The sequence below is a fragment of the Bacteroides sp. GM023 genome, assembly GCF_014750685.1.
Classification (GTDB): Bacteria; Bacteroidota; Bacteroidia; order Bacteroidales; family Bacteroidaceae; genus Bacteroides.
Map to the genome: position 1 here is coordinate 30,693 of NZ_JAAXGE010000012.1, position 25,030 is coordinate 55,722.

General features: G+C 42.6%; 16 protein-coding genes. 15 read left to right on the forward strand and 1 reads right to left on the reverse strand.

Annotated elements, in window-relative coordinates; genetic code table 11:
- Positions 1-31 precede the first annotated feature (31 nt).
- The 6 genes from HC965_RS21965 to ltrA all read left to right on the forward strand — a co-directional run bounded on the left by HC965_RS21965 (position 32) and on the right by ltrA (position 10,174).
- Positions 32-1,675 (forward strand): RagB/SusD family nutrient uptake outer membrane protein, encoded by a 1,644-nt coding sequence (locus HC965_RS21965; protein ID WP_223854980.1) that lies wholly within the window; start codon positions 32-34, stop codon positions 1,673-1,675.
- Positions 1,675-3,090 (forward strand): hypothetical protein, encoded by a 1,416-nt coding sequence (locus HC965_RS21970; protein ID WP_191033510.1) that lies wholly within the window; start codon positions 1,675-1,677, stop codon positions 3,088-3,090. Before HC965_RS21965 ends, HC965_RS21970 begins: the two co-directional genes overlap by 1 nt.
- Positions 3,091-3,137: 47 nt before the next feature.
- A complete protein-coding gene (locus HC965_RS21975; protein WP_191033478.1) occupies positions 3,138-4,616 on the forward strand; it encodes a BACON domain-containing protein in 1,479 nt (492 codons plus the stop codon).
- A 35-nt stretch (positions 4,617-4,651) separates the two neighbouring features.
- Positions 4,652-5,725, forward strand: a complete 1,074-nt coding sequence (locus tag HC965_RS21980; RefSeq protein WP_191033479.1) for a cellulase family glycosylhydrolase — start codon at positions 4,652-4,654, stop codon at positions 5,723-5,725.
- Positions 5,726-5,732: 7 nt separating this feature from the next.
- The gene (locus tag HC965_RS21985) at positions 5,733-8,258 is read left to right on the forward strand and encodes a family 20 glycosylhydrolase (RefSeq protein ID WP_191033480.1); all 2,526 of its coding nucleotides are present in this window, start codon (positions 5,733-5,735) and stop codon (positions 8,256-8,258) included.
- Between the two features lie 512 nt (positions 8,259-8,770).
- Positions 8,771-10,174 carry a group II intron reverse transcriptase/maturase gene (gene ltrA, locus HC965_RS21990; RefSeq protein ID WP_191033481.1) on the forward strand — a complete coding sequence of 468 codons (1,404 nt, stop codon included), beginning with the start codon at positions 8,771-8,773 and terminating at the stop codon, positions 10,172-10,174.
- Positions 10,175-10,262: 88 nt separating this feature from the next.
- Here ltrA and HC965_RS21995 read toward each other — a convergent pair whose 3' ends face one another.
- Positions 10,263-11,294 carry a LacI family DNA-binding transcriptional regulator gene (locus HC965_RS21995; protein WP_191033482.1) on the reverse strand — a complete coding sequence of 344 codons (1,032 nt, stop codon included), beginning with the start codon at positions 11,292-11,294 and terminating at the stop codon, positions 10,263-10,265.
- 397 nt (positions 11,295-11,691) lie between these two features.
- Between HC965_RS21995 and HC965_RS22000 the strand changes: the two genes are divergently transcribed.
- The 9 genes from HC965_RS22000 to HC965_RS22040 are packed head-to-tail and all read left to right on the forward strand — an operon-like array spanning position 11,692 to position 25,026.
- Positions 11,692-13,011, forward strand: a complete 1,320-nt coding sequence (locus HC965_RS22000; RefSeq protein WP_191033483.1) for an FAD-dependent oxidoreductase — start codon at positions 11,692-11,694, stop codon at positions 13,009-13,011.
- A gap of 5 nt (positions 13,012-13,016) precedes the next feature.
- Positions 13,017-14,807 carry a sodium:solute symporter family protein gene (locus HC965_RS22005; RefSeq protein WP_191033484.1) on the forward strand — a complete coding sequence of 597 codons (1,791 nt, stop codon included), beginning with the start codon at positions 13,017-13,019 and terminating at the stop codon, positions 14,805-14,807.
- A 31-nt stretch (positions 14,808-14,838) separates the two neighbouring features.
- Positions 14,839-16,203, forward strand: a complete 1,365-nt coding sequence (locus tag HC965_RS22010) for a BACON domain-containing protein (protein ID WP_122136241.1) — start codon at positions 14,839-14,841, stop codon at positions 16,201-16,203.
- Positions 16,204-16,208: 5 nt separating this feature from the next.
- A complete protein-coding gene (locus HC965_RS22015) occupies positions 16,209-19,295 on the forward strand; it encodes a TonB-dependent receptor (protein ID WP_191033485.1) in 3,087 nt (1,028 codons plus the stop codon).
- A gap of 24 nt (positions 19,296-19,319) precedes the next feature.
- Positions 19,320-21,059 carry a RagB/SusD family nutrient uptake outer membrane protein gene (locus HC965_RS22020; RefSeq protein WP_191033486.1) on the forward strand — a complete coding sequence of 580 codons (1,740 nt, stop codon included), beginning with the start codon at positions 19,320-19,322 and terminating at the stop codon, positions 21,057-21,059.
- A 21-nt stretch (positions 21,060-21,080) separates the two neighbouring features.
- A complete protein-coding gene (locus HC965_RS22025) occupies positions 21,081-22,034 on the forward strand; it encodes a DUF6772 family protein (RefSeq protein ID WP_122136240.1) in 954 nt (317 codons plus the stop codon).
- 15 nt (positions 22,035-22,049) lie between these two features.
- Positions 22,050-22,379, forward strand: a complete 330-nt coding sequence (locus HC965_RS22030) for a hypothetical protein (RefSeq protein WP_191033487.1) — start codon at positions 22,050-22,052, stop codon at positions 22,377-22,379.
- Entirely contained in the window at positions 22,367-23,752 is a 1,386-nt protein-coding gene (locus HC965_RS22035; protein ID WP_191033488.1) for a ComEC/Rec2 family competence protein, read from the forward strand. The genes HC965_RS22030 and HC965_RS22035 overlap by 13 nt, the downstream gene beginning before the upstream one ends.
- Positions 23,752-25,026, forward strand: a complete 1,275-nt coding sequence (locus HC965_RS22040; protein WP_191033489.1) for an FAD-dependent oxidoreductase — start codon at positions 23,752-23,754, stop codon at positions 25,024-25,026. Before HC965_RS22035 ends, HC965_RS22040 begins: the two co-directional genes overlap by 1 nt.
- Positions 25,027-25,030 lie beyond the last annotated feature (4 nt).

A 25,030-nucleotide genomic window follows, 5' to 3' on the forward strand; every position in this document is an offset into this window, starting at 1 on the left:
AGAACCTGTAACGAAAGAAAAAATTGAAAATATGAGCAAGAATAAATTATTTAGAGTATTTATCATGATTGCATTTATCATGTGCAGTTGTGAGGATAATTTTGATCCGAAGATGTATGGCACATTGAATGTTTCTAATTATCCGGTGACTGAAGCCGAATACGAATCATTTATGATGACCTGCTATATGCCTTTTACTACTACATGGACCTATTGGATTGGTGCCGGTACAAGTGGCAACCAGCATGGTTGGTATATACCTGCCGGAGGCGTATTGAAATTCTTTGATTATCCGACCGATGAGATGGCGGTGTGGAATAATGGTTGGGGAGGTGGATACTACTTCCTTTCCAAAGCCGATTTCAGTCAGTGTGTCTATTATACGAGTGGTACGTTAAGTGACGAAAGGCCGAATCATTTTCCGAAAGTAAGTGAGATTTCCTACTTCACCAATGTGATTGGAACTTTGGAGAAGGCTTCTACCGAGGTCGTTTCTGAGGAACGTAAAAAGGAGTTTATTGCCGAGGCCCGTCTTTGCCGGGGATTGATGATGTATTATTTATTGCATGTATACGGACCTGTTCCTGTGATTGTTGATCCGAACGATCTGATTAATCCTTCAAAACTGGAGAATCTGGTACGTCCGACATTGCAGCAAATGACGGAATGGATTATGGCTGATTTTGATTATGCTTATCAGTATATTGCAGATACACAGCCGGAACAAGGACGTTACAATAAGGACTATGCACGTGTGTGCATCATGAGGCATTGCTTGAATGAAGGTTATTATATGTCTGGTTATTATCAGAAAGCGATTGATATGTATAGCGAGTTGAAGGGGCGGTATAGCCTTTTCAAAAAAGGAGATAATCCTTATATCGAGCAATTTAAAAATGCCAATAACTTCAATTCGGAAGTGATTATGGCTGTCAGTTGTGATGAAACGGCGGATGGTACGAATAAGTCCGGTAATTTTAATCCGCTGATGATGCTCGCTACTCCTGATAATGCGGCGAGAGTGGACGATCAGGGCAATCCGACTCCTTTCTATCTGCAAGGGCAGGGATGGGGACAAACCTTTAATGTATCTCCGAAATTCTGGGATACGTATGATCCTTCGGATAAGCGTCGTGACGTTATCCTGACTAAGTATTATACGACAGCCGGAACTTGGATTGACCGGAATACAACCACATGGGACGGATTTATAATTAATAAATTCCCGGTTGAAACGGCTACGGCTTTTCAGGGGACTGATATTCCGTTGGCTCGTTGGGCGGATGTCTTGTTGATGTATGCGGAAGCCGAAGTTCGTAAAAACAATGCTGCTCCGTCTGCTGACGCTGTTGCTGCAGTGAATGAAGTACGTAAACGCGCCGGACTGGATGATCTTCCGTCATCGGCAACAGCTAGTGCCGAAGTTTTCCTGGATGCTTTACTTACTGAAAGAGGACATGAAATGTTGTATGAAGGAATGCGTAAAATAGACCTCATCCGGTTTAATCAATATGCACAGCGTACGGCGAAGATAAAAGGAGTGGCTCCTACACATCAATATGTGCCTATTCCTAATTATGCGGTTCAGCAAGCTTCGGAATCTTATGGAAAAGTGTTGGTACAGACATTCGAGCGTGAGGGATGGAAAGCGGATCTTGCGGCAGCTCGCAATTAATGTCGTCATTCATGATTGTTAAACTAGAGATCTTAAGAAAAATGAAAAAGATATACGTACTATTCATATCATCGCTATTGCTCTTTTCGTGTGCGAAAGATGATATTAGTAAGCCAAGTGAATGGCCGGAGTGGCCTACGCCTTCAAAACCTAAAATAGAAAATGCTGTATTGCGGGGAGTGAATGGTGAAACGGTTGTGGCGGCTGGTGATAAAGTTAAATTCACCGCACAGATAAGTGATGAGTATAATGATCTGGTTTCATTCCAATTATTGGTGACAATGGACGGAGCCGAGATTTTGAATTTGTCTAAGGGATTGAGCGGACGCTCTGCAGTTATTGAAGAGGAAGCAACTTTGCCTTTTGTTGCCGGTTTTCAGAACGGACGTCCTGTGGTAACTATCAAAGCTGTAAATGATTTGGGAGGTAATGAATCGACACTGACCCTGGATGAGGCTGCAAGCGTGAAAGTAACCCGTCCGGAAACACCTTCCAAATTATATATTGTTGATGATCTCGGAAATGTATATGAAATGGACAAGGCAAATCAGAGTGAATCGGATTATGGCTTTCGGACGAATGCTGCGGATCTTGCAGGGATCGGAGATCATTTTAAAGTTGCCGAGAAGGTGGTAAATAATAAACCGGACTATTCCGGTCTGGTTTGGGGGTATGCGGATGATAAAATATCCATTGTGACGGATGATGCGGCAGCTTCAATACCGACTCCTAAGGTGGGAAGTTATACATTGGCGAATATCACTTTCGATATGTTGTCTTTCCTGGCTGATAAGACACTGACGTATAGTATTGATATTGATAAATCCCGGTTCTTTGATGTGGGAGGAGGATATATCCAGTTGGATGTTGAACTGGTGGAAAGTGCCAAGGTTAATTTTATCGGCTTTGGTAATGATGTCACCAATATGCTCCGGCCGGAATTCTTTAAAGATGTTTCTGGTGCCAAGGCAAAATTCGATGGTCCGTCGGTACTTTATAACTTGAAATACAATACATCAAACGGTTTTATGTATATGGAACGGCCGCGGGATGTGTTTTATCCGGAAGTGATGTATATTGTTGGTACCGGAGTTGGATTCCCGCGTGAGCCCTATGTTGCCACACTTGCTTGGGATTTCTCATATCCTCACCAGTGGTTCTTCTTTAAGAAGGTAGGTGCAAGTGCTTTTGAGGCAGTCGTATATATCGACCAGACGATGGGATTTAAGTTCTATAGAGGATATGGCTGGGCGCAAGAAGAGGATACGAAGAATTTGTATACGGTTGAACCGGCTAACTTGGTTACGAGAAGTGCTCCCGGTGATTTGATTCCCGGTCCTGATTTTAAAGCTGGTCTTTATACGATACATATCGATAAAGCTAGTGAAATGATACGATTGATTCCTTATAATTGAGTTGGGAATCGGGATTAATAGTCTTTAATTTAATATTCAATAGAATTATGTATATATCAATGAAAACATATAGTAAGAAGTTTCTGGTTGCATTCTTTTTTTCAATGTTGCCAATGGTGTTGATGTCTTGTTCGATGGAGCCGGAAAAAGCCTCTTTCTCTATTTCCGGAAATTTGGGGAAGTTGCAAATCAGCAATGAAGGGTTTACAGAAGTTTATTCGATAAAGTCTAATACGGAGTGGAAATTTGTTAATGAGACCGATCAGTCTTGGGCCACCATTTCCCCGGTTAAAGGGAGTGGGAACGGAAAAGTGACAATTACTGTAAGTGCAAATGCGGGAACCGGTCGTACTGCCGTATTCCGTGTGGTGCCTAATGGGGTGAAAACGCAGGAAATAGAGATTATTCAGGGAAACTCCTATATCCCGGAAGCTGATGGAGTATTTCCGATTATAGCATGGACTGGAGTGGAAGCAGACAAATCACTTGAGAAATTTCCGGTGATGAAAGCATCCGGCATTAATATTTATCTGGGATGGTATAATGATTTGGAGACAACACTCAAAGTGCTTGATGCGGCACAGAAAACCGGAGTGAAGATGATAACTTCCTGTCATGACCTATTGTCTGTTGGTACTGCCGAAGAGGTTGTAAAAGCGATGATGAATCATCCGGCATTGTATGCCTATCATTTGAAAGATGAGCCGGAGGTGAATGATTTACCGGGCTTGGGGGAATTGGTAAAGAAGATTAAGACGGTGGATAGTCATCATCCCTGTTATATAAACTTGTATCCGAACTGGGCCTGGGGAAAAGAACTTTATTCTGAAAATGTAAAGTCGTTTATAGAGCAGGTGCCTGTACCGTTTATATCGTTTGACAATTATCCTATTGTGTCTATAAATGGGGCTCCCAGCATTGTACGGCCGGACTGGTATCGTAATTTGGAAGAAATATCAGCAGCTGCTAAAGAGAGTAATAAACCTTTTTGGGCATTTGCACTTGCACTTTCTCATAAACTGGATGAAACTCATTTTTATAAAATACCAACATTGCCCGAGTTGAGATTACAAGTTTTCAGTGATTTGGCTTACGGCGCACAGGCAATCCAGTATTTTACTTATCGCGGACTTCAACATGATGAACCGACCGAAGTATATGATTTGGTTAAGACAGTCAATCAGGAGGTGCAACAGCTTGCAGGTATATTCTTGGGAGCGCAGGTTATTTCAGTGTCTCATACCGGAAGCCAAATACCGGAAGGAACTACGGCGTTGGGAAGTTTGCCGGCCCCTATAAAATCGTTGACAACGAGTGATACAGGTGCTGTTGTTTCTGTATTGGAGAAAGGTAGTAACCAGTATCTTGTAGTTGTAAATAAGGACTTTCGTAATGTGATGAATCTGGCAATTGATGTGGATGGTTCTGTAAGCAGAGTGCTGAAGGATGGTTCAACTGTAAGTCCGGATGGTTCTACGATAGCGGTTGAACCGGGGGATATGGTTATATTTACATGGAGAAAATGAATAAAGGTTTCTAATTAGATAAAGTAAATTCGATTATGAAAAAGATATTACTCTCATTTTTTATTGGCATTATGTTAATTGCCTGCAGTCAGAAAACAGTCTCTGTTCGTGAAGTCTGGACAAAAGAGCAGGCCAATGAATGGTATCAACAATGGGGATGGCTCCGTGGGTGTGATTTTATTCCGAGCACGGCAATCAACCAATTGGAGATGTGGCAGGCTGATACTTTTGATCCGGTGACTATTGACCGTGAACTAGGCTGGGCAGAAGATATCGGAATGAATTGTATGCGTGTATATTTGCACCATCTGGTTTGGGAAATGGATAAGGAAGGTTTTAAGAAACGTATTAATGAATACCTTACTATTGCCGACAAGCATCATATCTCTACCATTTTCGTCTTTCTGGATGATTGCTGGAATCCTACTTACCAGGCAGGAAAGCAACCGGAACCACAACCGGGAGTACATAATTCGGGATGGGCGCGTGATCCGGGAGATTTGTATTATAAAGGTGATACGGCAGTGATACTTCCGGTCTTGGAGAATTATGTGAAAGACATTCTTACCACCTTTAAGGATGATAAGAGAATTGTGTTGTGGGATTTATATAATGAGCCCGGCGGTTCGGGTGGATATAGATACGGTGAAAGAAGTCTGCCGTTATTGCAGAAGATATTTACGTGGGGACGGACGGTTAACCCGTCGCAACCCTTGTCAGCCGGAGTCTGGGATATGAGTTTGACTAATTTGAATAAGTTTCAGTTGGAAAACTCGGACGTGATAACCTATCACACGTATGAAGGTCTGGATTCGCATCAACAGCTCATTGACACATTGAAGCAATATGGGCGTCCAATGATTTGCACGGAATATATGGCGCGTACCCAAAATAGTACTTTCCAGGATATTATGCCGATGCTGAAGAAAGAAAATATCGGTGCAATAAACTGGGGACTTGTAGCCGGAAAGACAAATACAATCTTTGCATGGGATACTCCGTTGCCTGACGTAGCTGAACCGTCTTTGTGGTTCCATGATATTTTCCGTAGCGATGGGACACCTTATTCGACAGAAGAAGTGGAATGTATTCGTTCATTAACTAAATAATTCCCTTATGATAACTATGAGGAATATATGGATAATGATGTTGGGGATATGCTTGTTTGGTTGTGGGGCTGGTAAACAGCCCCCTTCCTCACAGCTCTCTTTAACATGGAAACTGGAAAAAGATAGTGTGGAAGCCAGATATTTTAAGAATACATTCTGTTTGACGAATAACGGGAATAAATCCTTGGTTGATAATTGGGTGATCTATTTTAATCAGACACCAATTTATTATCAGCAACCTATTAATGCCTCGTTGGAAATAGAATGTATTGGTTCGACTTACTATAAAATGTATCCTACTGAACACTATCAGGCGTTGGCACCGGGTGAAACACTCTCTTTTACTATATTGAGTGAAGGAAATGTGATTAATGTATCTTCGGTTCCTGAAGGGGCTTATATTGTAGTTACCGATGAAAAAGGGAAAATGTTGCAGCCGCAAAATATTCCGATTGAGATCGGACTGTTTACGCCCGATGCCCAATGGATTCGTTCGAAGAATAGTTTTCCCTATGCAGATGGAAATTATTTGTATAAGCAGAATGATGATTTCAGCAAGCCTGTAGATTGTGATATACTTTCTCTCTTTCCTACTCCTAAAAAAGTAGAGAAGACGGGTGGTGTTTCTACTTTCTCTCCAAAGGTAGGTCTGAAGTTTGACGGTGTATTTAAAGAAGAAGCTCTTTTGTTGAAAAAGCAATTGACTTCACAGTTAGGATGTACCGTTTCTGAAAAGGATGAAGAAACAATCATTGAATTGAAGAAAACAGAACTTCCTGCCACCTGCCAATGTCCGGATGAGTATTACGAAATTGTGATAAAGAATAACCTGCTGACTTTGAAAGCTAATGATGCGCATGGCATATTTAATGCTTGTCAGACATTGGTTGCTTTATTGGATAACATGAAGCTAGCTTCCTCTCCGCTTCCCAATCTTCATATTACCGATTATCCGGACATGGGACATCGGGGAATCATGCTGGATGTAGCCCGCAATTTTACAAAGAAGACGGACTTATTGAAACTGATAGATATACTGTCATTCTATAAAATGAATGTACTGCATCTGCATTTGAGTGATGATGAGGCTTGGCGTGTAGAAATACCCGGATTGGAAGAATTGACAGAAATAGCCTCTCGCAGAGGACATACTACAGATGAACTGACATGTCTTTATCCTGCTTATGCTTGGGGATGGAATGAGGCAGATACCACCTCATTGGCTAATGGGTATTATTCCCGCAGTGACTTTATGGATATTTTGAAATATGCAAAAGAAAGGCATATCAGAATTATTCCTGAAATAGATATTCCCGGCCATTCACGGGCAGCAATAAAAGCAATGAATGCCCGTTACCGGAAATATATCGATACGGATCAGTCGAAAGCGGAAGAATATCTTCTGATTGACTTTGCAGATACTTCCCAATATCTATCGGCACAAAATTTCACTGATAATGTTATTAATGTCGCCATGCCTTCTACATACCGTTTTCTTGAAAAAGTGATTGATGAAATCGGGCGGATGTATCAGGATGCGGGAGTAGAATTGCCTGCTTTCCATGTAGGTGGAGATGAAGTGCCGGAAGGCATTTGGGAAGGTTCTGCTATCTGCCGTACTTTTATGAAAGAACATGGATTGGCTAAGATACGGGATTTGAAAGATTATTTTCTGGAGCAAATTCTGGAAATGTTGGATAAACGCAATATACAGGCAGTTGGATGGCAAGACATTGTTATGAAGCCGGATAATACCGTGAACGAACATTTCAGAAATAGCAAGGTCTTGAATTATTGCTGGAATACAATTCCGGAACAGGGTGGGGATGAAGTTCCGTATAAGTTAGCAAATGCGGGCTATCCTATTATACTCTGTAATGTGGGTAATTTCTATTTGGATATGGCCTATTGTTATCATGTGGAAGAACCGGGATTGCGTTGGGGTGGTTACGTAGATGAGTACGTAACGTTTGATATGTTGCCTTTTGATATTTACAAGTCTTTACGGCGGAATCTGAAAGATGAATCTGTGGATGTAAAAACAGCCTCAAACGGTAAGCAACCCTTGACAAAAGAGGGTTATAAGAATATCAAAGGTTTGTCCGGACAAATCTGGGCGGAGACAATCCGTAGTTTCGGACAAATAGAATATTATCTTTTCCCAAAAGTTTTTGGGCTGGCAGAACGCGCTTGGAACGCTCAACCATCGTGGGCATTATCTCCGGACAGTAAGGTATATGTAGATGCCAAACGAAAATATAATGCTGGTATTGTAACTTATGAGTTGCCCCGTTTGGCAAAACGAGGTAATAATTTCCGGGTATCTCCTCCAGGTATTATAGTAAAGGATGGATTGTTGTTTGTCAATACCACAAATCCGAATGCGGTAATCCGGTACACCACCGATGGTAGTGAACCAACGGAAAATTCCGTGAAATGGCAAACTCCGATAGCATGCGATGCTCCACAGATAAAAGCAAAGGCATTTTATTTAGGGAAGGAAAGTGTAACTACAGTATTGATAAACGAGTAGTATTCAATAATGTGCAAAACCCTCTGAAGAAGAATTTCTTTGGAGGGTTTTATTAGTTCGCCCAGCATGGTTCTATTCTAACAGGTGCAAGTCCTCAACACGCCCTGATAGTGGGAAGTGTCCAGCCAAAGACAAGGGTGTCCATCGTGAGTTGGAATCTGAAGGAAGTCGGCGGCAAACATCTGACCTGACGAACAGAAACTTGATATAAGGCCCAAGAACGTGGGTTAGTTTGCTAGTCAAAACAAAGCCCGATAGCTATTCGGAACGTTCATGGTAAATCAAGCAGGTATAAGATGGAAAGAATAGATTCTTAACTGGGGAGGTCTCACAGACGTGCGGATGTTTTTTTGTCAGAAGCACGGTGTAAAGCTTGCTGTGAGAAGTCAGCAGATGCCATAGTAGATACGGATACAAGCCTGCCCATGAAAAAAAAATGTACCGCAGGAAGTCTTACCAAGTATCGAAGGGCAGAACCTTATTGTAAGTGAGTAGTGAATGACTGTTACCTGATGAAAGAACGAATGCAGAAAATATCAACGAGTAGTGATAGCTGCCACGATGGGAATAGGACGGAATCCGAAGGCTATTGTGGAGTGCAGACTTTCCTTGGGATAACTGAAAACAACCTCACGGAAGTACGTTTTACGCAAGACGCTCTACTTGAACAAATCCTTTCTCCACATAACTTGAACAAGGCTTACAAACAAGTCGTGTCCAACCATGGAAGCAGTGGAGTCGATGGAATGGAAACCGACGAACTTTTACCCTGGCTACGGCTTCATAAAGAAGACTTGTCGTCAGCCATTATTCAAGGTAAATACCGTCCTCATCCCGTTCTTCGTGTAGAAATTCCCAAGAATGACGGTAAGAAACGTCAACTTGGTATTCCTACTGTAGTAGACCGTTTTGTTCAACAGTCTATATCCCAAATTCTCTCTCCCCTTTACGAGCTAGAATTTAGTGATTCCAGTTATGGGTTCCGTCCTCATCGGAGTTGCCATGATGCCTTAAAACAAGCTCAAACTTATATCATCTCTGGCTATAAATATGCTGTTGACTTGGATTTGGAACGATTCTTCGACACAGTTAACCATAGTCGCCTGATAGAACTCCTTTCCAGCCGGATAACGGATAGTCGAGTTATTTCGCTCATCCATAAATACTTTTTGGCGGGAATTCAAATAGATGATAAGTTAGCGTATTGTCCTTGCGGAGTCCCTCAAGGGGGTCCTTTGAGTCCTCTGTTAAGTAATATAATGCTAAATGAATTGGATAAGGAACTTGAACGTCGTAGTCACCCCTTTGTTCGCTATGCCGATGACTGTTTAATCTTTTGCAAGAGCAGACGTGCAGCGGAACGAACCAAAGAAAGCATCATCCGATTTATAGAAAAGGAACTTTATCTCCGGGTAAATAAAGACAAGACAAGTGTAGGATATGTACGAGGAATGAAGTTTCTCGGTTACAGTTTTTATGTCAAATCAGGTGAATGCCGCCTAAGTGTCCATCCTAAAAGTTACGCCAAGTTCAAAACCCGTTTAAAGGAACTGACTGGTCGTAGCAATGGACTGGGATACGAAAAGCGGAAAACCTCTCTTCGTTTATTTATCTGTGGCTGGCTTGAATACTTCAAACTGGCTGATATGAAGACCCGTCTTCAAACACTGGATGAGTGGTACAGGCGCAGACTTCGTATGTGTATTTGGAAATGCTGGAAGAAAACTAATACTCGTTTCAATAACTTATGCAGGTGTGGAATTGCTAAAGGAAAGGCATGGGAATGGGCAAATAGCCGAAAGGGTTACTGGCACATTGCCGACAGCTTTATACTTCATCGCGCATTGAATAACGACAATTTGAAACGAGCTAATTACCCATTTCTTATGGACTGTTACCGTAAAGTTGTATCGTAAGTAAGGAACCGCCGTATGCCGAACGGCACGTACGGTGGTGTGAGAGGTCGGAAAACGAAAGTAGGAAGAAAACTACTTCGTTTTCCTCCTACTCGATTTTATATACTTCTATGGGTGGGGTGGATGCACGCATTTTGATTTCTGCGTTCAGCACGATTGAGTGGTTCGGTGATGCCGGATCCTTGATCTTTTCTAAAATCAGTTCGGCTGCACTTTTCCCCATTTGGTACAGAGGTGGTTCGACGGTAGTCAGTTTGGGATAGACTATGTTGGAAAGCTCAGTTCCTGAAAAGCTGGCTACGGCAATTTCGTCCGGTATCTTTTTTCCAAGTTCTTTCAATCTGTTCATGGCTCCAATGGCTAGTGTTTCCGTGAAAGCAAAAACAGCATTGAAAGGTATATTTCTTTCCATTAATATATCCGCTGCTTTTTTTCCTTCTTCAAAAGTTATACCGGTTCTTATCAGCATATTATCCTTATCAAAAGGAATCCCGAACTTCGCCAAAGCGTCTTTGTATCCTCTGACACGTTCTATGGAGTTATAAATATCGTCCGGTCCCTGTATATGAACAATCTGCTTGCGCCCGCTTCGGATAAGACTTTCCACGAGAAAGAAGGATTTCATATAATCGTCCACTATTACCTGTGGAACTTCAAGCCCATAGGGAATACGATCATAGAATACCATAGGCATTCCTGCTTCCTGTAAACGGAAATATTCCTCCTTGTTTCTTTTATAACTGCAAAGACAGATGATGATACCATCCACCATGAATCGTTCCATCAGTTGCAAGTTCTCTTTTTCTTTTTCCGGATCTCCTCCTGACTCTGCAATAATCACCTTTATATTTTTAGCATGGAGCACTTCTTGTATCCCGTTTATTACTCGTGAAGCAAACGGGGTAACCATTTCAGGAACTATCACTCCCACGGCATTAGTATGTCCGTATTTAAGGTTGGTTGCTACAGGATTGGGTCTATATCCCAATTCTTTAACCGCTTCCATCACCTTTTCTTTCGTTTCCTTACGGATATTCTTATCATCCCCCAATGCACGAGATACAGTGGAGACAGATATTGACAAATGTCTGGCTATGTCTTTAATGGTTATATACTTCATGGTTGATGATTGTTTAAATCAAAACAAAGATATCGGTTTCGATCAACAAATCCTAATTTTTAAGAACGTTTGTGCTAGAAGCCGAATGCCGTTCATGTTTATGCAATGCTTTTGTAACGTTTGCAGATTTTGGGAACGTTCCCGCAATCGTTTGCAGGAAAAAGATCTGCAAAAAAACATTTTTCCAGGTTCCCATTCTTTATCTTTGTTACATCATAATTATGTCGAACTAAATCTAAAGAAAGTATGAAAACACAATTCTTTTCTTGTAAGTGCGATCCAAAACAAATCAAAGTTTACTATACATTGAATCGGTAAGATTCTAAATATATGAATGATTTTGAAATGATTCATTTTGGATTTAACACCAAAGTTAAACTTAAGGATAAAAATAGGAATGGACAAGAAAGTACTAAGTATGGAAATCACGAAGCGGGTTCCAATAGTGGGCAACTATGATGTAGTTGTTTGCGGTGGAGGGCCTGCTGGTTTTATAGCAGCAATTGCTGCTGCTCGATGTGGCGCGAAGACTGCTGTTGTGGAACAATATGGCTTTTTAGGTGGAATGGCTACAATGGGGCTTGTAACTCCTTTGAGTGTATTCACTTATAATAATGAGAAGGTGATAGGTGGCATTCCATGGGAGTTTATCGAACGACTTGAGAGAATGGGGGGCTGTATCATTGAGAAACCTCTCGGAAATGTGGCTTTTGATCCGGAGCTTTACAAACTTTTATGCCAGCGAATGATGCTCGAAGCCGGCGTGGATATGTATATGCACTCTTATCTAAGTGGTTGTCAGATAAAAGACGGCAAAATATCCAGTGTCCTTTTTGAAAATAAGAATGGGACAGAGGCTATCAGTGCCGATATGTATATCGATTGTACGGGTGATGGTGATCTTGCTGCTATGGCAGGTGTTCCAATGCAGGCTGATGAATGTAAACCTCTGCAACCTCTTTCAACCTATTTCATTTTAGGAGGTGTGGATACGGATTCACCTATGATAATCGATGCCATGCATCATAACAAACAAGGGCAGAATTGTCATTGCATTGCAGTTCGTGAGAAACTTCTTGAAATGAAAGATGTGCTTGGTATCCCCGAATTTGGAGGTCCCTGGTTTTGTACAACTCTTCGTCCGGGTGAAGTAACGGTTAATATGACTCGTACTGCAGGAAATGCTGTCGATAATCGAAATTTTACCGCAGCCGAATGTCGTTTGCGGGAAGATGTATTCAAAATAGCACGAATCCTTAAAGAAAACTTTGAAGAGTTTAAAAACAGTTATGTGACGACGGTTGCCGTACATGCCGGTATTCGTGAGACACGTCGTATCAAAGGTATACATACAATCACAGGAGAAGAGTATGTGAACGCTTATAAGTATCCTGATAGCATATCACGCGGCGCACACCCTATAGATATCCATGTTGCAGCAGGTGCAGCACAGAATGTTACTTTCCTTAAAAAAGCTGCGTATGTACCTTATCGAGCTCTTATAGCTGATAACTTCCCGAATTTGCTTGTAGCCGGGCGTTGTATAAGTGCCGATAAAACTTCTTTTGCATCGCTTCGTGTTCAGGCAAGTTGTATGGGAGTAGGGCAGGCTGCAGGAGTGGCGGCCGTGCAATGTATAAGGGCCGGTGTGACAGTACAAAAGGCTGATGTAGACAAACTCATAGAGGAATTGAAGAAACTTGGAGCAATAATATAAAGTATATGGAATCTTTAGACTATTTTGTTATCTTACTCTACTTTCTCGGATTGATAGCCGTGAGTGTCGTGATGTCGCGGAAAATTAAAAATTCCGAAGATATGTTTATTGCCGGGCGAAATTCTTCGTGGTGGCTGTCGGGAGTCTCTTCTTACATGACCATTTTCTCGGCAAGTACCTTTGTCGTTTGGGGAGGCGTTGCTTATAAATCAGGTATAGTTGCGGTAATTGTTGCACTTTGCCTTGGTGTGGCATCATTTATTGTCGGTAAATGGATCTCCGGCAAATGGCGCCAGTTGCGTATCAAATCGCCGGGGGAGTTTCTCACGATCCGCTTCGGACACCGCACAGTGAGTTTTTACACGATTTCAGGAATTGTAGCCCGTGCGGTGCATACGGCAGTGTCTCTGTATGCGGTAGCGGTTGTGATGTGTGCGCTTATCAAGGTCGATGGCGGCAGTATTTTTGCGAGTACAGGTATGCTAGGCGATTCACCGGAGGGTTATCTTAGCATTTGGTGGGCACTTCTCATACTTGGTGCCATCGCTCTTGGATATACCATTGCCGGAGGTTTTCTTGCCGTACTAATGACCGATGTGATTCAATTCGGAGTACTTCTGGCTGTGGTTGTATTTATGATCCCTCTCTCATTTAACGCAGTTGGAGGTGTAAGCGCATTCATCGATAAAGCAAATGAGATACCGGGATTCTTCTCGGGTACGTCTCCAACCTATACATGGGTATGGCTTTTATTGTGGATATTTCTTAATGTAGCCATGATTGGTGGCGATTGGCCGTTTGTACAACGTTACATAAGCGTGCCTACTACAAGAGATGCGAAGAAGAGTACTTATTTGATAGGAATACTTTATCTCGTCACTCCCCTCATTTGGTATCTGCCTACCATGATTTATCGTGTAATGGAACCCGGACTTGCACTTGATTTGGATGCAACCACAATGACTTTCAACGGTGAACATGCTTATGTGAATATGAGCAAACTCGTGCTCATGAAAGGAATGGTAGGCATGATGTTGGCAGCGATGCTATCGGCCACATTGAGTAATGTTTCGGGCATTTTGAATGTGTATGCAAATGTATATACTTATGATATTTGGGGACACAAAGAGAAAAATCGTCAGGCAGATGAGAAAAAGCGTATAAAGGTAGGTCGTCTCTTTACATTTGTTTTTGGACTTGTGATAATTGCCTTGTCGATGTTCATACCTTTTGCCGGAGGTGCAGAAAAGGTCGTAGTAACCCTTCTTACTATGGTGATGTGTCCTTTATATATTCCGTCAATATGGGGATTGTTCTCAAAGCGGTTGACAGGTAACCAACTTATTACTGCAATGGTGCTTACTTGGTTCGTGGGTATTATGGCTCGTATCATCATTCCTGCCTCCGTCATTAGTCCAAGCATAATAGAATCGGTTTCCGGTTGTGTACTTCCCGTACTTATTCTTGTAATGATGGAAATTTGGTCGGTACGCAAAAAGTATGAAGACAATGGCTATCAAGCCATTTGCGAATATACTGATCCTGATGCCGACCGCGAGCCGACCTCAAAGGAGAAAAAAGCGGTACGAAATTATTCGCATTTGGCCGTTAACTGCTTCTGTATAACCCTTGGAGTCGTTGCACTCTTGCTGGTTGGTCTGCTCATTGTCGGCGATACAAAGACTCTTGCGGTAAAAAATATCGTAATAGGAAGTATCGTACTGATTGTTGCCACTATACTTGCTTATGTGATATACAGAATCATGTATGCAAAGCAGGTGAAAATATCTAATTAGTCATTATTAATTAACCCTAAATACTAATCAAATGAACCTAAAGATGTTATTGTTTGCAAGTGTGTCGCTTGTTATTTTTGCATCTTGTCACGATTCGGATACTCCGTACATGACACTCGCGACAAAGACACTTGTTGTAGAAGCAGAAGGTGGTCTTTTCACCGTTGATCTTGAATCAAATGTCTTTTACAGAGTCAATAACGACTGCCAGGCCGAAGGAAGCGATAGCCATTGGGCAGTTATTGATTCTCATGAGACACAAGGTGAGATTACTAAATTTACAATCAAAATTTCTGAAAATTCATCGGCTACTTCTCGTACTGGTGCAATTCGTTTCATTGGTGATGATGTAACTCCTCTAAAGCTGGCTATTACTCAGAAGGGGATTGTTCCTAAGGGCATCAGCCCTGCCACCGAATCGGTTGATGCAGCTACAACGGAATCTTCGTTCAAAGTCTTTGGCGATAAAGAGTGGAGAGCTGTTTGTATAGATGCGGATGTGACCGTTTCTCCTACAAATGGGGTAGGCGAATGTGACATTAAACTTACTTTCCCGGAAAACAAGACATTTGTAAAGCGGACAATAGAAGTAACGGTAACCATCCTGGATGATAAAGACTATACATATACTCTTGTACAAGATGCTTTTTCGGGTATTTTAGCTGATTGGGATTTGAAGAGTTTAACCAGCAATACGAGTGGAACATTTGCTGATGGTGAAGCACAGTCGGTATTCCCGGGAGCCAATGGCAAGTATATTGCTCCAAGTGCCGGAAGTGGTAAAATAGAGTATTGGGCATGTGACCGAACAGGTTATATAGCGCAGACAGCTATTTGCGACCGCGCAGTGGGCGGTAATGGTGACCCGTATGTATCAGGAGCTATTCCTGGCGATTATTGGTATATCTATGGCGATGCGAAAGGTGCGATAATCCCTGCCGGTACAAAGATCCATTTCTATTTTGTGACTAAATTGGGAACGATGTGTTCCAGCTACTGGATGATCGAGTTCAAGGATGGGGAGGAATGGAAACCGGCTCTTCCGACTTCGACTCTTCTGGAAAGTGCGACAGAAACGATATCGGGTGCTTCCATTGATTATTCGGCAACAATTACCTACAATTTTGCAGGAATGTTGCTTGATACCAGCAACAATGGTGCATATATCCCTGCCGAAGGAGTATTTACGACAACTAAAGATATGGATGAGATTGTCTTAAGATTTGGACAAGCAGGTCGTTTAGGTCTTAGTGGTGCTAGATATTCTGGAAAATATATCGACTGCACACACGCAAGTGGTCAGACACGTTTTTCGGCGCAACATCCGAGTAACCCTGAAACAGGTGCGGCGATCAAAGAGTATAACCAACATGTATTGCTTGAAATCGTAGAATGAATATTATGAAGAAAAGTATATTAAGCCTGTTATTGGCATGTTTCCTGCAAATCAATCTGGCTTTTGCACAGAATGTAATGAAGGGTGTCGTTAACGATGCCAATGGTCCTCTTGTCGGAGTTGTGATCCATGATAAAAACAATGGAAAAGGTACTACCTCCGATATGTCGGGAAAGTATGCGCTTAGTGGTGCGGAATCAGGGCATACAATAGAATTCCGTTATCTGGGTTATATGACCGAACATGTTGTATGGGATGGTAAAAGTGTGGTAAATATAAAACTTAAAGAGGATGCTGTACAGCTTGAAGAAACGGTCGTTATCGGTTATGGATCTGTAAAGAAGAAAGATCTTACAGGTGCAGTCGGTGTAATCAACAATCCATTGATCGAGAGGCAGAGTACTTCGCAACTTTCGCAATCTTTGCAAGGATTGATTCCGGGACTTACGGTTACTCGTTCAAGCAGTATGCCGGGAGCGAGTGCTACGGTGCAGGTTCGTGGTGTGACAACCATGTCTGATTCGAGTCCGCTTATCCTTGTCGATGGTATGATGGTCAGTAGCCTCGATAATATAGCAAGTGAAGACGTGCAGCAGATTACTGTACTTAAGGATGCGGCTTCTGCATCTATTTATGGTGCCCGTGCTGCTGCCGGTGTTATCTTGATAACAACTAAGGAGGCAACCGAGGGACAACTTTCGATCGGTTACAACGGGGAGGTTTCCTTATCTTCTCCTACCGAATTTCCGAAATTCCTGACCGACCCTTATCATTACATGACAATGTATAATGAATGGTCATGGAACGATGCCGGTAATCCTGCGGGAGGCGAGTTTGCCAACTATTCACAGGATTACATCGACAACTATGCTACCAACAACAGGTATGACCCCATTCAATATCCTATCTATGATTGGAAAGATGCCATTCTTTCGAGTACCGCTATGCGCCATAAGCACAATTTGACAATGACGTATGGCAACAAGGTAATCAAGAGTCACACTTCCGCTACTTACGAAAATGCTGACGCTGTCTACAAAGGTTCAAACCACGAAAGAATTTCTATCCGTTCTCGTAATAATCTGAAGATTAGTGATAAAATCTCCGGTTCTATTGATTTTTCGGTACGTTACGCCACGAAAAACGACCCCACTTCCGGTAGTCCGATTCGTGCGGCTTATATGTATCCTTCCATTTATTTAGGACTTTATCCGGACGGTCGTGTAGGTCCCGGTAAAGACGGCAGTCTTAGTAATACACTTGCCGCTTTATTGGAAGGCGGAGAAAAAAAGACTGTATCTAATACAATGACCGGTAAATTCTCGTTGAGCTATAAGCCTATAAAAGATTTGACCATTACTGCTAATTTGACTCCTACCATTGGAAATGTTTCAATCAAGGAGATGAAGAAAGCCATACCTGTTTATGATGCATACGAAACCGATGTTATGTTGGGATATGTTTCGGGGTATACTTCTAATTCGCTAAGTGAAGAACGCCGTAACATCAAATCATTGGAGAAACAATTCATCGCTACATACGATAAAACCTTTAGCAAGGTACATAACTTCAATGCCATGGTCGGTTATGAGGATTATAGCTATACGTATGAAACGATGTCGGGGTCGACAAACGATATGTCTTTGTCTTCTTTCCCTTATCTTGATTTGGCGAATAAAAATGCTCTTGCTGTAGCCGGCAATTCTTATCAGAATGCCTATCGTTCATTTTTTGGGCGTATCATGTATAATTACGACAGCCGCTACTACCTCCAACTCAATGCTCGTGAAGACGGATCTTCACGTTTTCACAAGGATCACCGTTGGGGATTCTTCCCGTCGGCATCGGTTGGTTGGGTAATTTCTAATGAGAAATTCATGCAAAATATAACCCCGATAAGTTATCTGAAGTTTCGTGCCTCTATCGGTACTCTCGGTAATGAGCGGATTGGAAATTATCCTTACCAGACATACATTTCGTTCAACAATGCCATTATGTATGACAGTGCAGGATCTACGCCTCAATCTTCAATGTCCGCCGCACAACAAGATTATGCGTATGAGAATATCCATTGGGAGAAAACACAGAGCTGGGATATAGGTGTGGATGCCGCTTTCTTTGACAACCGCCTTGACTTTAGCGCAGACTATTATTATAAAAAGACAACAGATATGCTCTTGTCGGTGGCAATCCCGTCGTTTACCGGTTACTCGGCACCTGACAGGAATGTAGGTAAAATGCACACCCGCGGTTGGGAAGTAAAACTTGGCTGGTCTGACCGTATCGGGGATTTTAGTTATGCGATAAGTTTTAATATCTCTGATTACAAGTCTATTATAGATAATCTTAACGGCAAGCAGCAGTTTAACAGCGATGGTACTATTATTACTGAAGGTGCAGAATATAACTCATGGTATGGATATAAGACTGCAGGTTTGTTCCAGACCGCAGAGGAAGTCAGCGAAAGTGCTTTGCTTTCGGCTTCTACCAAACCGGGTGATGTAAAATATGTAGATATCAGCGGACCAGATGGTACTCCTGACGGAATTATCAATGAGACATATGACCGCGTAGTGCTTGGCAGTTCGTTGCCACACTATCTTTATGGAGGTTCTATTAGTTTGGGTTGGAAAGGCATCTCCTTCTCTCTACTTTTCAATGGTGTCGGGAAACAACTTTCACGCCTTACCGAAAGTATGATTCGTCCCATGCAGGGACAATGGCTTCCGGCTCCGTCAGTCCTTCTGAACGACAATGGTGACCGTAATTACTGGAGTGTGTATAATACAGCAGAACAGAACGCATCAGTCAGGTATCCTCGCTTGAGTCATCAGGGCGGTGAATACAACAACTATAAAATGTCAGATTTCTGGCTTAGGAGTAGCGCATATATGCGTATAAAGAACATCAATATTGGCTATACAGTTCCTAAAAAAATCGTCTCTAAGGTCGGAATCAAGGGACTTCGGGTGTATGTCAATATCGATGATCCATATTGTTTTGATAGTTATCTTTCTGGATGGGACCCTGAAGCAGGCGCTTCTACCTATATCACACGTACTTATACGTTTGGAGTTGATATTAAATTCTAATAGAGTCTGAAAAAATTACATAATATGAAAAAAATACATGTATTGATTTACATGATAGCTCTTCTATCTGTAACTTCTTGTGTGAACCTCGACCTGAATCCTCCTTCAGCTGCATCCAGTGAAAACTGGTTCTCGTCACCGGAGGAAGTTCGAATCTCATTGAATGATTTTTATCGTAGTACCTTCTTTGTTATAGAAGAAGGTTGGACGTTGGACCGTAATACAGATGACTGGGCGCAACGAACCAATATTTATACAATTGCGGCAGGTTCACTGAATGCGTCTTCTACAAGTAATCCCAACATTAAGACTGTTTGGAGTTACACTTATAAGAACATTAGTCGTGCAAACCGGATTTTGGAGGCACTTGACAATCTTGAAGGTAAATATTCCACCACAGAACTTAATATGCTTCGTGCCGAAGCCCGTTTTTTCAGGGCGTTTGCTTATTCACGTTTGATTACTCTTTGGGGAGATGTTCCTTTCTATCTGACTTCAATTACTCCAGAGGAAGCATTTGAGATGGGACGTACCGACAAAGCTGTCGTTTTAAAACAGGTTTATGAAGATTATGACTATGCAGCAGAAAATTTGCCGGTCGCAAATAATAATAGCGGTGCCACCCGTGTGGATAAAGGAACGGCCTATGCTTTCAAGGCTCGTACAGCTCTCTATCAGCACGACTATGGGACTACCGCAAAGGCTGCACAAGACTGTATGGATCTGGGAGTATATGACTTAGCCCCTGATTATGGAGAACTTTTCCGCGATAAGACAAGAGGTAGCAAGGAAGTCATCTTCTCTGTTGTTCACTCAAGTGACCTTGAATTGGATGAAAACGGTCAGCCTACTACACAGTCTATCGGTTCATTCATTGCCCGTTCGGCGGGTGGTACACATAATGCGCAACCTTCATGGGAACTTCTTGCTGTCTACGAAATGACGAATGGTAAGACGATCGATGAGCCGGGCAGTGGCTTTGATCCTCGCGATCCATTTGCCAACCGTGATCCCCGTTGTTTGGAAACATTTGCTGCTCCCGGTAGCCGTATCTATGGTATTGAGTGGAATCCTGCGCCAAATGCACTTGAGGTAATGGATTATACGCAAAATCGCATGGTTACAAACAAAGATTCAAAAGGCGGTTCGGATGCTTCCAACTGCGCTTACAATGGTTGCTGCCTGCGCAAAGGCGCGCAAGAGTCATGGCGTATTACTTTGTATAACGACAATCCCGTCATTCTCATGCGTTATGCCGATGTGTTGTTGATGTATGCCGAAGCTAAGATTGAACTGGGAGATATTGATGCTACTGTTCTTGCTTGTATCAACGATGTCCGTGCTCGTGCTTATAGCACTACCCGTACGCAAACCAACGACTATCCGTCCATCACCACCACCGATCAGACGGTATTGCGTAAAGTGCTTCGTCGTGAGCGTCGTGTGGAGTTTGCATGGGAAAATCTGCGTTATTTCGACTTGCTTCGTTGGCATCAGTTTGAGAATGCTTTCGGACACAATATGTACGGATTTACTCGTACGGCCAATAGAGCAAAGGAATATTTTGCGGCAGGCAACTGGTTCTGGCCACAGACTCCGGCATTTGATGAAGACGGATTCCCTTCCTTTGAAGCGATGGCTGATGGGACTTATATCGTTCAGCATGGAGAACGTAAGTTTGATGAGAAGATTTATTTGTGGCCATTGCCAAGTGATGATGTACTAATCATGAATGGCAAACTTGTTCAGAACCCAGGGTACTAACTTTATTAAATAAATGATAATATGAGCATTGGAGAAATTTTATTGCACAGTCGGTATCAACCATTAAAGAGGGTGTTGAGCTATGATGTATTCAACACAGGCTTTAACGGCTGGATGACATTGATGCCTAATTTTACGGAATATCCGAATTTTGATGTTCCTAAGACATTGGTCAATAAAGATCAGTGGCCACCGGTCATGCTTAGTTCCGCTACCTTCAGGTATCCGGGTACTCATGGGGCAATGTCCGGTACTTATTCTCTTAAACTCTCGACAAGACCTGTTGCAGCGCCTTATACGGAGATTCCGGCAGAGGGATGCCTGGGACATGCCATTAAGCGACTTTCATTCTCTCGTCCGGGCTGCAAATATTTGCAGATAGAATGCTGGTTTACATATACGGCGGAGCAGGATGTGGTTGATGGCGGTGATCGTCCGCAACCGGGTTTACATGAGAGTTCAATCCGCGACTTCGGTATGGGATTTGATGTACAGGAAGGTGGAAAACGCTATCATGTAGGAATACGCTATCTCAATGCAGTGGACGGAAAGTTAATGCAGAAGTGGCAGTATGAACATTCGGATGAAGACGTTACAGATCGTGATTGGGCTTATGGACTTGACGGAGATTGGTGTAAGAAGGGTGTCGATCCTTGGTGGTTTGGTCGTCGTTATCCTAATGGTGACCATGATGGGTTCAAAGATTTGAACGATGGTCATCAGAAACTCATTTACAATGAGACTGATTGCAAACTCAATTGGCAATATATGCGCCTGAAACTTGACACACAGCTTCGCGAATATGTGGAGTTCCAATGTCAGGACAGAATTTGGGATATGCGTGGCATTGCAGCCGATACTGTTGATGGATATAACCGTATCGACAACCTTATCAACCCTCTTTTCTGGGTGGGTACTGATACCAATCGTCGTGTATTCTTTTATATAGATTCAGTTGTTGTTTCACAAGAATAAGGAGGAATGTAATATATGAAAATGTTTAATGATTCCCATCTTGAGGTAAAGAAGTTTTTTAAAGGAACTTTCTTCACTCATCCTTACGAGGCTGGTTGGGCAGATGAGGCTATATTTTTTGTTATGGTTGAGAAAATAGAGGGAGATCCTGTATTCGAAGGTCGTGTACAACTATCGCAAGACGGTGTGTATTGGGCTGATGACGGCAGTATTCCTACGATCTTCAAAGGACTTGGCCAACATATTATAAAAGTGAATTCAAATTTTGGTAATTATATTCGTCTTGCCGTCAGCATTGAAGGCGGAGAGATGTTTTTAAATCTTCATATAGCATGCAAAGGTTAATATTTATTTTCAGTTTGTTCATCCTTGCGATTGTAGGATGCAGTTCTAATGAATCTCAATCATTTTTGATTCGTCCGGACGGAGGTGAAGAAGGTGGAGATGACTCTGCCACCAAAATAGAGATAGGTAAAACTATTCCTGCTTGGCAAGAAGGTGTGATGGATATTCATTTCATCAATACAACTACGGGTGAAAGCGTGTTTGTAATATTCCCGGATGGTACGCAAATGCTTATTGATGCCGCAAGTTCGAGTGTTACGACCAACTCTAATGGTAATACGACCAACGCCGGTATTCGTAGTCGTTGGGATCCAACCTTAACTTCTACCCGTGGCTCACAAATTATAGCTGATTACATTCGTAAGTGTATGGCATGGACAGGTAACAGTACGATAGATTATGCGGTACTTACCCACTTCCATAATGACCACTTCGGTGGTTATAATACATCCTTGCCGAAATCTTCCAATTCCGATACCTATTCGTTGATAGGTTATGCCGAGATCTTTGACAATTTTAAAATTGGCACGCTTCTCGATCGTGGTTACCCCGATTATAACTATCCGTTCGACATGGCGACAATGGCAGATAATGCTTCAAGTTGTAACAACTATATCAATGCGGTGAAATGGAATGTTGCTAATAAAAAGTTCGAGGCTGCGATATTTAAAGCAGGGGCAAATAATCAAATAGTTCAGAAGTACAATTCAGCGAAGTATCCTACTGCAAAGGTGCAAAATGTTGCTGTGAATGGAGAAATTTGGACAGGTTCGGGCACTGCCACAAAGAAGACATTCCCTGAACTCTCGGAGATTTCATACAAAAACAGCAAAGACATTACAGCCAGTGACAATTGTCCGCCGGAGAACATAACCAGTTGTGTGATGAAAGTCTCGTATGGCAACTTTGACTTCTTTGCCGGTGGTGATCTTCAGTATAACGGGCGCTCGAGTTATGCATGGAAAGATGCCGAATTGCCATGTGCAAAAGCCGTAGGCCAGGTAGAATTGATGAAAGCCGACCATCATGGTGTAACCAACACCAATCAGGCCGATGCTCTGAAAGCACTCAATCCACAAACGATTGTTGTTAATTCATGGGTCGATTGTCATCCCCGCACCGATATATTGAATTCGATGGAGACAACACTCCCTGCGTGTGATATATTTATCACTAACTTCTGGCAGGGCGATCGTCCCAGTGGAGTAGACGACCGGGTAACGGCAGAAGAGGCTGCGAGAGTAAAGGGATATGATGGACATATTGTAGTTCGTGTGACCGATGGAGGAAACAAATATAGAGTAATGACGACCACAGATTCTGATGGGGCAATGACTGTTAAGGCTGTTTCCGGTCCATATACAAGCAGATAATGAATACAAAATATTATGATGTATTAGTAGCAGGTGCAGGTCCTGCCGGAATATGTGCGGCTGTAGCCGCTGCCCGGCAGGGGGCACATGTTGCTCTTATCGAAAGATATGGAGTCATTGGAGGTAATCTGACCGCTGGGTATGTCGGTCCTATTCTCGGTAGTGTAGGTAAGAACACTATGCGCGATGAGGTTTGTTCTATTCTTGGCGTCAAAGACAATGACTGGATTGGGGAGCATGGAAATGCTCACGATTTTGAAGAGGCAAAACTTACATTGGCAGAATTTGTTGCGAAGGAAAAGAATATCGATGTCTTTTTGCAATGTTGTGTGTCGGATGTTATTCGTGACGGAAAGGTGATAAAAGGCATTAAGTGCGCAAGTAACGAGGGGACACTCTGTTTTGAGGCTGCAGTTACCATAGATTGCACTGGCGATGCAGTGGTGTCTTTTCTTGCCGGTGCAAAAATAGAAAAAGGGCGCAATGACGGTCTTATGCAGCCTGTAACCCTTGAATATACTATTGACGGAGTAGATGAATCAAAGGGGCTTATTTGCATTGGAGATGTAGATGATGTTCAACTTAATGGCGAGCGTTTCCTTGATTGGTGTAAAAAGAAAGCTGACGACGGTAAACTTCCCCCAATTCTTGCTGCTGTACGTTTGCATCCATCAGTCAGATCGGGTTGCCGTCAAGTAAATACGACACAGGTCAATAGAGTGGATATAACTTCAGTAGGATCTATTTTCACCGCTGATCTTGAACTTAGACAACAGATACGTCTCCTGACTCAATTTTTGAGAGAAAATTTGCCGGGTTACGAGAACTGTAGAGTGATCGGAAGTGGTACAACAACTGGAGTGCGTGAAAGCCGCAGAGTGATGGGCGACTATATGATTGATGCCGATGAGATGGCGGAAGGCTGCCGCTTTGCTGATGTGGTAGTACATAAAGCATTGTTCATTGTCGATATACATAATCCTGACGGAGCCGGACAGGCGGAACCGAGCATACAATATTGCAAACCATACGATTTGCCGTATCGTTGTTTTCTCCCGTTGGGCTTAGAAGGGCTTCTTGTGGCGGGACGGTGCATATCGGGTACTCACAGAGCCCACGCTTCATACCGTGTCATGAGTATTTGCATGGCAATGGGAGAGGCTGTTGGTATTGCTGCTGCCATGAGTGCATCGCAGAATTGTACTCCGCGTGCTCTCGATGTAGGAGAGTTGCAGCGACGGCTTGAATCGTTAGGCGTAGAGCTATTCGATTAACGTA

Excerpts from the sequence above, each read along its gene's own strand:
- HC965_RS21965 (WP_223854980.1), top strand. The coding sequence starts at position 32 with ATGAGCAAGAATAAATTATTTAGAGTATTTATCATGATTGCATTTATC.
- HC965_RS21970 (WP_191033510.1), top strand. The coding sequence starts at position 1,675 with ATGTCGTCATTCATGATTGTTAAACTAGAGATCTTAAGAAAAATGAAA.
- HC965_RS21975 (WP_191033478.1), top strand. The coding sequence starts at position 3,138 with ATGTATATATCAATGAAAACATATAGTAAGAAGTTTCTGGTTGCATTC.
- HC965_RS21980 (WP_191033479.1), top strand. The coding sequence starts at position 4,652 with ATGAAAAAGATATTACTCTCATTTTTTATTGGCATTATGTTAATTGCC.
- HC965_RS21985 (WP_191033480.1), top strand. The coding sequence starts at position 5,733 with ATGATAACTATGAGGAATATATGGATAATGATGTTGGGGATATGCTTG.
- ltrA (WP_191033481.1), top strand. The coding sequence starts at position 8,771 with ATGAAAGAACGAATGCAGAAAATATCAACGAGTAGTGATAGCTGCCAC.
- HC965_RS21995 (WP_191033482.1), bottom strand. The coding sequence starts at position 11,294 with ATGAAGTATATAACCATTAAAGACATAGCCAGACATTTGTCAATATCT.
- HC965_RS22000 (WP_191033483.1), top strand. The coding sequence starts at position 11,692 with ATGGACAAGAAAGTACTAAGTATGGAAATCACGAAGCGGGTTCCAATA.
- HC965_RS22005 (WP_191033484.1), top strand. The coding sequence starts at position 13,017 with ATGGAATCTTTAGACTATTTTGTTATCTTACTCTACTTTCTCGGATTG.
- HC965_RS22010 (WP_122136241.1), top strand. The coding sequence starts at position 14,839 with ATGAACCTAAAGATGTTATTGTTTGCAAGTGTGTCGCTTGTTATTTTT.
- HC965_RS22015 (WP_191033485.1), top strand. The coding sequence starts at position 16,209 with ATGAAGAAAAGTATATTAAGCCTGTTATTGGCATGTTTCCTGCAAATC.
- HC965_RS22020 (WP_191033486.1), top strand. The coding sequence starts at position 19,320 with ATGAAAAAAATACATGTATTGATTTACATGATAGCTCTTCTATCTGTA.
- HC965_RS22025 (WP_122136240.1), top strand. The coding sequence starts at position 21,081 with ATGAGCATTGGAGAAATTTTATTGCACAGTCGGTATCAACCATTAAAG.
- HC965_RS22030 (WP_191033487.1), top strand. The coding sequence starts at position 22,050 with ATGAAAATGTTTAATGATTCCCATCTTGAGGTAAAGAAGTTTTTTAAA.
- HC965_RS22035 (WP_191033488.1), top strand. The coding sequence starts at position 22,367 with ATGCAAAGGTTAATATTTATTTTCAGTTTGTTCATCCTTGCGATTGTA.
- HC965_RS22040 (WP_191033489.1), top strand. The coding sequence starts at position 23,752 with ATGAATACAAAATATTATGATGTATTAGTAGCAGGTGCAGGTCCTGCC.